The following is a 10,652-nucleotide window of genomic DNA, read 5'->3' as shown; positions in this document are numbered from 1 at the left end:
TTAATTACCAATAGCTTCCTGCAAGAAAGGTGAGCCTGATAAAAGTAAATGTATGCTGTAAACTCAAATCTATTGTTTGTTCAAGGCTTTCAAGCTGCTCATCATTATAAAACACAGCAAACATCCCGTCTTCAAATGCCTGAATAGCGTTATCCTGGGCTTTTTGCACATCTGCTTTTTTAAGATTATAAATACTTCCGAAGCCTACTTTTCCTGTATCTGTAAGAATATTCAGATAATTATCGGTGGGAATTTTGGTATAATCTTCGTCTTCGAGCTCAAATGATTTAGCATTAAACTCTTCTACCTGCTGCTGAACAACGAGTTTTAGTAAATTTTCTAAGGTGATAACTGAATCTTTGTAATCGATTTCAATTTTTTGTTCCGAAAGAACAGGATGTTTCCTGCCCAACTGCTTTACAGTGACTTTTATATCCATATTTGAACTTAGTGTGTTTAAATATAGTGAAATTTAAAACCTCTATTGTATCAAAATGAGCTTTTATGACGAATATCAATGATTGGGTGAAAAACACCCGTGAAAAGTGAATAGTCAATTGTGAATTTTACTCCTCAAGTGAATTGCAGACACAAAATATAAAGAGAACTGGAAACTATTACCCATAAAATTAGCCCCGATAGAAACGGTTACCCCGCAACAAGCGATGCCATTTTTAGGGGTCGGCGTGAGGAGTATGAGTGGATAGCGGGAAAAAGCTTCTGAAAAAAAATATAAAATTGGATATTATTTCACACCCGAAACAGGTATAAAATAAAAAAGTACACTTTCAAAAAGTGTACTTTCTTTGGGTGAATGATGGGTCTCGAACCCACGACCTTCGGAACCACAATCCGACGCTCTAACCAACTGAGCTACAATCACCGTTTTCTGAGTGCAAATATAGGACAATTTTCTCAACTACCAAACAATTCCATCAAAATTTTTCAAAGAAATTAATCTTTCTGACGTAAAGCCCTCAGCATAAGCAACTCCCGATAATCGCCCTAAATCCTGTGCGCGGTAAGTTAAGCTCTCATAAAAGTCTTTTGTGGTAATTGGCGTTTCAGGTTCCGTAGAAGTTGGATCATAAAACTGAGTTTTATAAGCCATACATGAAGCAATCTTTTTATCCAGAAATTCTGAAATGTCAATAACGAACTCCGGCTTGATATCTTTCCACTGAATATAATGAAAAACATGCTTAGGTCTCCAAACTTCCTGGGCTTCTCCATCCATTACAGTCTCAATTTTTCTCAGTCCGGACAAAAAGCACGCATCTGACACTAATTTCGCTCCTTTTGCATGATCTGGATGTCTATCATCAATTGCGTTAGCTAAGACGATTTCTGGCCTGTATTTGCGAATCATTTTTACGATCCTCATTTGGTATTCTTCGGAATTGACCAAAAAGCCATCTTTCATTCCGAGATTCTCTCTTGCGGAGAGTCCAAGAATTTTAGCGGCATCTGCTGCTTCAGCTTTTCTTGTTTCATCTGTACCTCTTGTCCCGAGTTCTCCTCTGGTAAGATCTACTACTACGCATTTTTTTCCTTCGGCAACCAATTTAGCAATCGTTCCACCACATCCTAACTCAACATCATCGGGATGTGCACCAAAAGCAAGTATATCTGTTTTCATATAATCAAAGATAAGATTTAAAATAAAAACTTCCCAAACATTACGAATGGGAAGTTTTAATATCTATAATTTAAATTTTAAATTACTTGTTGATCTCTGCATTTAATTTTACAGCATCCTGATAAGTAGGATCTAACTGTAGAGACTTAGCAACATAATCTTTTGCTTTTGCTACATCTGAGTCTTTGCTCATATAAGCTACTGCAAAATAAGCGTAAGCAAGAGTCTGTTTGTTAGCTTCCTGATCAGCAGGTTTTACCGTACTGATGAATTTTTCGTAAGCTAATTTAGCAGCATCATTATTTCCTGCCTGTTGGTAAGAGTACCCCTGGCTGTAATAAGCCGGTGCCCAATCAGGAAGAAGTGCTGACATTTTCTGCCACGTAAGGATTGCTCCGTTCCAGTTTTTAACATCCTGATAAGCAGTTGCTAATTTGAATAATGCATCAGAATCCTGGTTGTTAGCAGCTACTTGTTTCTTCAATGCTTCAATAGCAGGGTTAGTAGGTCCTTTATCAGCTTCAGCCTGAGAAGCACCACCACCTCCAGCGATGTTTGCTAATTCTAAATCCCATTTCATTGTTTCGTCTTTTGCTGCTTTAGCAATAGCGATTTTTTGTTGAGATTCTGTTGTTAAAGCAGATTTTTTAGCAGCATCTTTTTCATCTTTTGCTAATCCTGCTGCAATAAGTCCTTGTAAACCTTGGTCAGCAGGCAATACTCTTGCCTTGTCAGCCTGAGCAACGAAAGTATCCATGTTCTGTTTTGCATCAGCATAATTTCCATCTGCATAAGCCTGGTAAGCTCTTAGCTTGAACTTAATCGGATCATCAATTTTATCAAAAATTTTATCCAATACTGCTTTAGAGTTTGCATAATCTTCGTTTGTGAAGTATAATTTTGCAATTTCTAATTGAGTATATGGATCTTCGTCAGCATATTTTGTATAGTTGATAAGGTCTTGTGTAGCTTTTGCATTTTGCTGATATCTGATATCATATCCAGCCATAGCCTTATATGCAGGGGCATATGTAGGATCTACACCAATTGCTTTATCAATATTTTGTTTTGCTTGTTGCCATTGTTGAGCAGCCATCCATAAAGTTGCCATTCTTGTGTAAACGGAAGCTTTATTTCTAGCTAATGGTAATGCTTTGTCATAAGCAGACATAGCCTCACCTGGAGCTCTCTTCAATCTGTAAGCATCACCTAATGTATAATAGTAATGAGCAGGAACTCCTTTTTTCTCAGCTTTTTCAATTGCTTTAGTCAGGAATTGGATTGCAAGATCCGGAGAACTGTTCTTTTCAAATAAAGTTAAAGCTTCTGCTGCTCTGAATAAAACTTCAGCATCTTTTTCTTTAGAATCAGTTACTATTTTCTGAATTTCAGCAATAGCCCCTTTATCTCCTTTTCCTAATTTTACAGTAGCTAAACCAATTTTATTAACAAAGCTTTTAGCATCTGCAGCTAATCCTTTATTAAAGTTTTCAGTAGCTTTTGCATAATCCGGCTCTCCTTGCTTTAAGAAAGTATTTCCTAAATAGAAGTAGTTTTCAGCTGTAGGTTCTTTAGCGATCATATCAGTGAAGTTTGTTTTTGCCTGAGCAAATTTATCACTGTCTATACTGTTAATACCATCCTGCAATGTCTGTGCAGAGGCAAAACCGGTAAAAAATACCACGGCTGCTCCAAAAGCAATCTTCTTTACATTCATATTCATTATATCTTTCATTTTATATTTTCTAATAATTGAGTTATATTCTACACAATTTTCAGACCAAAATATTCTGTTTATCAGGAAGAAATTGTGAATTTAATAATTTTTAACGCATCTGTACTTCTCTTTTATACAGATTATAAGGCTGTAAGCCTTCTTTTTGAACAATTTTCTGTCCTAAATGGGTACATGAAAATCTTATAAATCCGTTTGCAATATTGAAATTACCTTCGTTTTCCAGGAAATAAAGAACTCTTGTAAACGGATATTCCATGGAACGTAGTCCTTCAAAATCGGCATTGTAGGATTTCCCTTTATCAACTACCGGAAGAACTTTGACCATTTCTCTCAGTTTCTCTGAAGCTTTATCATAAGGACGGCTGAAGGTATTAAGCCCAATAACGCCTATTTTATTAGGATATTTCCCTAGTTCTTCTATAATCTTCTGATTTCCGGGAATAATGGAATATTTAAGATCTTTAGGCTGTTTTTTTAATTTCTCAGCCACAAAGTTCAGATTACTGGAGTTGGTCCCGTCAAAAATAAATTCTTTATTATCTGAAAGAAGTCCATTACTGATCTCATCCATTGAAATACTTTCTTTTGGAGAGTCTTTTGGAACTACAAAAACTACGGCATCTGCAGCGAATTTAGCAGGAAGAAACTTCAGGTCTGTCCTTTCTTCGTATGTTTTTATTTCTTCAGGTTTCAGGTTTCTGGACATTACAATGACTTTAGCATTACCATGTAAAAGATCAAGAAAGCCTAAATCTTCTTTTTTTGTTTCTACTTTGATACGCGTTTCAGGGTAATTAATCATATAACCATCCGCTAATGCTTCTGTAACGCTTTGAAAAGATTCATCTGTAAAAATCGTAAGATCACCTTTATTATAGGAAGGAGATTTCTCCTCTTTTTTGCAACCTGTCAGCATAATACTTATGGTGAAAGCAAGTGCAATTTTGAAACTATTCTTCATCTTTCGATTTTTTGATTTTAGAAACGGCTCTATAAATTCTGAAAATACCATAAATAATCAACACTGCTCCTAAAGCATAAGCAATAGCAGGTTCTAAAATAGTAAAGAAGAATTTATAGATAATGACTACAATTCCTAAAACAATATAAAACAATCCCGTAACCAGGGATAACCAATTGAACATCATGTAACAAAAATACCAAAAAAAATAAAAAGAGAAGCATATGCCTCTCTTTTTATTTATATTCTGAATAAATAAGTCTAATTATTCAAAGTTCATAGTAATGGTACGCTATAGTAAGATCTTACGCTTTCTCCATTTCTCTTAGCAGGAGTCCACTTTTTAAGTTTCTTAACTACACGAATTGCTTCATTGTTGAAGTCGCCATTTGGAGATTTCTCTTCAATAGTAACCGCAGAAACAGTTCCGTCTTTTTCTACAACGAACTTAAGCTTAGCTTTAAGGGTACCTTCACCTCCTTCCATTAATGAAGTATCAAAGTTTTCTCCTAAGAATTTTCTTAATGCTCCCATACCTCCAGGATATTCTGCAGACTGGTCTACATCTTTGTAGATTTCGTTAGGGTTATTCGCTTTCACTTCTACTGTACTAGCTTTAGTACCTGTAGATGGTGGTGGTGGTGGCGGTGTATAAGCCGGAGCTTTAACTCCCTCCTGATTATTCAAACCAGTTGTAGTTTCCAACTGCTTAGAAATTGGCGGTGGTGGAGTTTCAATCTTCGGAGCTTTTACAGGCTCAGGAACAACGTTCTGAATCACTTCAATTTTCGGCTCCTCTTTTGGAGGTGGCGGTGGTGGAGGTGGTTCTTCTTCTTTAGGCTGCTCGATAATCGGTTCTTCTTCAAGAATATCTACAAGATCTGCCTTTACTTCTTGCTTAGGCGGAGCTGTAAGATTCTTGATCGTAAGATAGATGAACGGCGATAAAGCTGCCAAAAGGAATAAAGCTGTTCCGATAATAAATGACTTTGTTAAAAGTCTCGGATACTGATGTCTAAGATCATAGGCACCATATTCCTTGTTTCTATTTTCAAATACGATTTCGTCTAGAGTAAGATTCTGACCGTATACATTTTCATCTGCCATAGATTAGATATACAATTTTATGGTTAAATTACTTTGTAGCAGCCGGTGCAGCAGCACCTCCTACTTTCTTATCATAAACAGCTTTTTCCCAAGCTTTCACATCGGTAACCCCGTATTGCTCACTTTTGGTAATTGCCATTTCGTCAAGAATATCAACAAAGTTCTTATATACAGCATCGTCAGTTGGCTTAATGATCACGGTAAATTTCGTTTGATCTGCAGCTCTAGATTTTGCCTGCTGAATTACTTTTCTAATTCCTTCTCTATCAAGAGTAGTTTCCAAAAGAGTCTGGTCATTTAGAGATGTAGCATCCTGTTGGTGCCAGAAAACTCTGTTGTTTTTTCCTAATAGGATAGAAATTGAGTTAGAAAGTTTAATTTCTGTTGGTGGAGGTTTAGGAGCATCAGGCTTTGGTTTAGCCGGAAGACCTAAGTCCATAACATTCGGTTTACTGAATGTAGTTGTGAACATAAAGAAGGTAATCAATAGAAAACCCAAGTCCACCATCGGAGTCATATCGACTCTGGTACTTTGCTTCTTGGAACGGACCTTGCCGCCCTTGCCGCCTTTCTCTTGTACTTGTACTTCTGCCATTTCTATCGATATTATTCGTTAGGTTTACCTTCTTGTGATGTAATCAACCAAAATTTAAGAAAATCAATATCTCTTAAACCTTCAAACAGGCCTTTAACTTTAGGGTACTGAGTTGTAACGTCACCTTTAATGGCTAACTTGTAGTCAGGATTAACGCTCAAACTTTCTTTTACCCAGTCAATTAACTGCTTATTTGTACTGTCCATAGGAATACCTGTAGGACTCTTATAATTTTTTTGCTCATCTGCAGACATATCCAAATAACCTTTAAGTTGGTTCATTGGAACTCCAATTGCCTGAACTTTCTGGAAAGCAGCTTTTTGGTTATTGTCAAAAGTAATACCATACTTTTGTCCCATTTTATCCAAAAGAGCAACTCTTTCTGATGCGTTTTCTACTGGCTGGAAATAGAATTTTCCGTCCGGAGTAGCGTTGATAGTCATTAAACTAGCATCAGGAAGCAATTTTTCCGAAATTGAAGATGGCGGTTTGATCTGCTCCACGTCAGGTTTCTTAAACTGAGTGGTCAAGATAAAGAACGTAAGAAGTAGGAACGCAACGTCACACATTGCGGTCATGTCCGTCACTACTCCATGTCTTTTAGGTTTGACTCTCGCCATTATTATAAAATATTTTTAATTAAACTTCTTTTAATTGCTAATGCAAATTTCTTGCTAATTCTTAGTTGAATTCAGCGAAAGACTGCTGGATGCTCATAGAGATCTCATCGATCTTATAAGTTAATCCATCAATTTTAGATGTAAAGAAGTTATAAAGGATAATAGCGATTGCTGAAGTACCAATACCTAAAGCTGTGTTAATCAAGGCTTCAGAGATACCTGTAGATAGAGCAGCAGCATCTGGAGTACCACCCCCTGAACCTAATGCAAAGAACGCCTTGATCATCCCGATTACCGTTCCAAGTAGTGCTACTAACGTTGCAACTGTACCTAAAGTAGAAAGGATCATCATGTTTTTCTCAAGCATTGGCATCTCAAGAGTTGTAGCTTCTTCGATAGCTTTGTTAAGTGCTACCATTTTCTGCTCTTTATTTAATGTGTTATCGTGAGCTAAAGCTTTATAAGTAGTAAGACCTTCTTTTACAACGTTCCCTACAGAACCTTGTTGTCTGTCACACTCTTCGATAGCTTCGTCAATTTTGTTTTGGTTTAGTAAGCTTCTTACTTGAACTACGAAGTTGTCTAAGTTTCCTTTTCCAGCAGCTTTACCAAGAACGAAATATCTTTCGAAAGAGAAAACGATTACTGTAATCATGAAAGTAATCAAGATTGGTACAATAACCCCTCCTTTGTAGATAATACCTAAAAACGACTCTGGGTGAATGTCTTTTCCTTCAATGCTTGAAAAAGCTACAGATCCACTTCCTAGTTTGTCTGCGTCTTTAAAGTTTCCTGGGCTACCAAGAACGAATAAATAAATACATACTCCTATAGCAAATAGAATAGGAATAATAACAGCTGGATTTAAACCTCCTGCCTTTCTAGCAACTACTTGCTCATCATTTTTTGAAACATTCATTTCCATATTTAACTAAATTATATTGTTTTAAAATTTTACAGGGTGTAAATTAAAGGCAAAATTAATTAAAATGCAAGAGTCTTAATTAAACATTTTGCTTTTTTTGATAAAGAATTTTTAATACGATTTCGATATAACAATTATTCTTAAATATTTTATTTATTTTTTCCAAATTTAACATTTGAGTTAAAAAATCAAAAAAATAAAACACCCATTTTTTTTAATTTCCCAATGTTAATTTTTTTTTAAATTACGATATTCACAATACGGTGAGGGACTACAATGATTTTTTTAGGGGTTTTACCCTCCAAAATCTGTTGCATTTTCTCATTTGAAATCACCAAATCTTCCACTTCCTTAGCAGATAATTGAGCTGAAAGAGAAATTTTGAACTTCATTTTACCATTTACGCTTACCGGATATTCAATTTCATCCTCGATCAGATAATCTTCGTTTAATGCCGGAAACTTCTCGAATTCGATAGATGTATTGTGTCCTAATAAACTCCACAATTCTTCACAGATGTGCGGTGCATAAGGAGAGATGATAACGGCTAACGGCTCTAAAATATTGCGCTTGTTACATTTTAATTTCTGAAGTTCGTTTACAGCAATCATAAATGATGATACTGAGGTATTGAAAGAGAAGTTTTCAATATCGTAAACTACTTTCTTTATTAAGGTATGTAAAACTTTATATTCTGCTTTTGTAGGTTCTTCGTCTGATACCTCAAAAGTTTCCCCATTGAAATAAAGGTTCCAGAATTTTTTAAGGAAACCATACACTCCACTTAGTCCCTGAGTATTCCAAGGCTTGGATTGTTCTAATGGTCCTAAGAACATTTCGTATAGTCTTAATCCGTCTGCTCCGTATTCTTCACAGATATCATCAGGGTTTACTACATTATATTTAGACTTGGACATTTTTTCTACTTCACGGTCTGTGATGTATTTTCCATCTTCCAAAATAAATTCTGCATCAGCATAATCAGGTCTCCATGCTTTGAAAGCTTCAGTATCCAATTCGTCAGAGGTTCCTTTTAATAAGGATACGTCAACGTGGATCTGCTGAGTCTGGTAGTCTTTAGCTAAATTTTTAGATACATATTGATTAGTACCGTCAATTCTGTACACGAATGCACTCATCCCAAGGATCATTCCCTGGTTGATTAATTTCTGGAAAGGCTCATCATGATTAATATACCCTCTGTCTTTTAAGAACATATTCCAGAAACGTGAGTATAATAAGTGACCGGTTGCGTGCTCGCTACCTCCTATATATAAATCTACTTGCCCCCAATAATCTGAAAGATTCTTTGCAGAGAACTCTCCGTCATTTTGTGGATCCATATATCTAAGGAAATACCATGAGCTTCCTGCCCAACCTGGCATTGTGGATAATTCTAACGGGAATATTGTTTTATCATCAATTAACTCAGTAGCCACAACTTTTTGGTTAGCCTCATCCCAAGCAAATGTTTTAGCATTTCCTAGTGGTGGATCTCCATCTTCAGTTGGCAAATATTTTTCAACTTCAGGAAGTTCCAACGGTAATGCAGAAACTGGCAACGTGTACGGCATTCCTTCCTTATAATATATAGGAACCGGTTCACCCCAATAACGCTGTCTTGAGAAAATGGCGTCACGCTGTCTGTAGTTTGTAGTTCCATGACCGATACCTTTCGTTTCAATTTCTGAAATTATTTTTGACTTGGCGTCATTATAATTTAATCCGTTTAAGAAATCTGAGTTTACACAAACAGAGTCCTTAGAATCAAAAGAGTTTTCCTGAACGTCTTCTTCAGTGGCTACAACTTTTTTAATTTCTAAATTAAATTTCTTTGCAAATCTGTGATCACGTTCATCATGTGCAGGAACAGCCATTACAGCTCCTGTTCCATAGCCCATCAATACATAATCTGAAATATAGATCGGCATTTTCTCTCCGCTAAACGGATTGATTGCATAACTTCCTGTGAAAGCTCCGCTCACGTTTTTCACGTCAGACATTCTGTCTCTTTCAGTTTTTTTGGAAGTTTCTTCTATATAAGTATCTACTTCTACTTTCTGAGCAGCTGTAGTAATTGTATCCACTAAAGGATTCTCAGGTGCCAATACCATAAAGGTAGCTCCAAAGATGGTATCAGGCCTTGTAGTGAAAACCTCAACAACCTCATCATGCCCATCTACCTGGAACTGAACCTGTGCTCCCTGAGATTTTCCAATCCAGTATTCCTGGGAATCTTTCAATGGCTGTGGCCAGTCTAATGTAGAAAGCCCCTGTAGTAATCTTTCGGAATAAGCTGAGATTCTCATACTCCACTGCATCATTTTCTTTTGGAATACAGGGAATCCTCCTCTTTCAGACTTTCCGTCTTTTATTTCATCGTTTGCTAAAACGGTTCCCAATGCCGGGCACCAGTTTACCGTTGTCTCTGCTCTGTATGCAAGACGGTAATTTAACAAGATATCTTCTTTATCAAGATCAGAAGCATTAGCCCATTCTTCTGCTGTGAAGTTGAGCTCATCATTTTGATTGGCATTTAATCCTTCTGTACCTTTTTCTTCAAAATGTTTGATTAAGGTATCAATAGATTCTGCCTTATCTGTATTTTTATTATACCAAGAATGATACAACTCAATAAATATCCATTGTGTCCATTTATAATAAGATGCATCAGAAGTTCTTACCTCTCTACTCCAGTCGAATGAAAATCCGATTTTTCTTAACTGCTCTTCGTATCTGTTGATATTCTGTTCTGTAGTAATTGCCGGATGCTGCCCTGTCTGGATTGCATACTGCTCAGCAGGAAGCCCGAAGCTGTCATAACCTACCGGATGGAGAACGTTAAATCCCTGGTGTCTTTTATACCTCGCATAAATATCTGACGCAATGTATCCCAGTGGGTGACCTACGTGAAGTCCTGCTCCGGATGGATACGGAAACATATCGAGTACATAAAATTTAGGTTTATCGGTATTATTGGAGGTTTTATAGGTTTGATTATCCTCCCAGTATTTCTGCCACTTTTTTTCTATCTGCTGATGATCGTAAAACACTTTATATATATGTT

10 protein-coding genes and 1 tRNA gene are annotated in these 10,652 nt (G+C 36.4%); all 11 read right to left on the bottom strand.

The annotated features are described in order from the left end of the window. Positions 1-4 precede the first annotated feature (4 nt). Entirely contained in the window at positions 5-439 is a 435-nt protein-coding gene (locus BOQ64_RS06020; RefSeq protein ID WP_129054206.1) for a hypothetical protein, read from the bottom strand. 369 nt (positions 440-808) lie between these two features. After that, positions 809-884, bottom strand: a tRNA-His gene (locus BOQ64_RS06015). A gap of 35 nt (positions 885-919) precedes the next feature. After that, a complete protein-coding gene (gene bshB1 / locus BOQ64_RS06010; RefSeq protein WP_066697827.1) occupies positions 920-1,639 on the bottom strand; it encodes a bacillithiol biosynthesis deacetylase BshB1 in 720 nt (239 codons plus the stop codon). 82 nt (positions 1,640-1,721) lie between these two features. Beyond that, a complete protein-coding gene (locus BOQ64_RS06005) occupies positions 1,722-3,374 on the bottom strand; it encodes a tetratricopeptide repeat protein (RefSeq protein ID WP_129054205.1) in 1,653 nt (550 codons plus the stop codon). Between the two features lie 91 nt (positions 3,375-3,465). Further along, positions 3,466-4,338: a PstS family phosphate ABC transporter substrate-binding protein gene (locus BOQ64_RS06000; RefSeq protein ID WP_129054204.1), complete on the bottom strand. Its 873-nt coding sequence runs from the start codon at positions 4,336-4,338 to the stop codon at positions 3,466-3,468. After that, a complete protein-coding gene (locus BOQ64_RS05995; RefSeq protein ID WP_185147066.1) occupies positions 4,328-4,525 on the bottom strand; it encodes a DUF308 domain-containing protein in 198 nt (65 codons plus the stop codon). The genes BOQ64_RS06000 and BOQ64_RS05995 overlap by 11 nt, the downstream gene beginning before the upstream one ends. An 89-nt stretch (positions 4,526-4,614) precedes the next feature. Next, positions 4,615-5,445, bottom strand: coding sequence for an energy transducer TonB (locus tag BOQ64_RS05990; protein ID WP_129054202.1), 831 nt, complete (start codon positions 5,443-5,445; stop codon positions 4,615-4,617). Between the two features lie 28 nt (positions 5,446-5,473). After that, on the bottom strand, positions 5,474-6,040 hold the full coding sequence (locus BOQ64_RS05985) for an ExbD/TolR family protein (protein ID WP_129054201.1): 567 nt from the start codon (positions 6,038-6,040) through the stop codon (positions 5,474-5,476). 11 nt (positions 6,041-6,051) lie between these two features. After that, entirely contained in the window at positions 6,052-6,660 is a 609-nt protein-coding gene (locus BOQ64_RS05980; protein WP_129054199.1) for an ExbD/TolR family protein, read from the bottom strand. 61 nt (positions 6,661-6,721) lie between these two features. Continuing rightward, positions 6,722-7,585: a MotA/TolQ/ExbB proton channel family protein gene (locus tag BOQ64_RS05975; RefSeq protein WP_129059660.1), complete on the bottom strand. Its 864-nt coding sequence runs from the start codon at positions 7,583-7,585 to the stop codon at positions 6,722-6,724. A 239-nt stretch (positions 7,586-7,824) separates the two neighbouring features. After that, complete coding sequence (leuS, locus tag BOQ64_RS05970; protein ID WP_129059659.1) at positions 7,825-10,638, bottom strand: leucine--tRNA ligase; 2,814 nt, start codon at positions 10,636-10,638, stop codon at positions 7,825-7,827. Positions 10,639-10,652: the final 14 nt, after the last annotated feature.

The organism is Chryseobacterium sp. CH25 (assembly GCF_004119455.1).
Taxonomy (GTDB): Bacteria; Bacteroidota; Bacteroidia; order Flavobacteriales; family Weeksellaceae; genus Chryseobacterium.
This window is presented reverse-complemented; position numbering and strand designations above follow the sequence as displayed.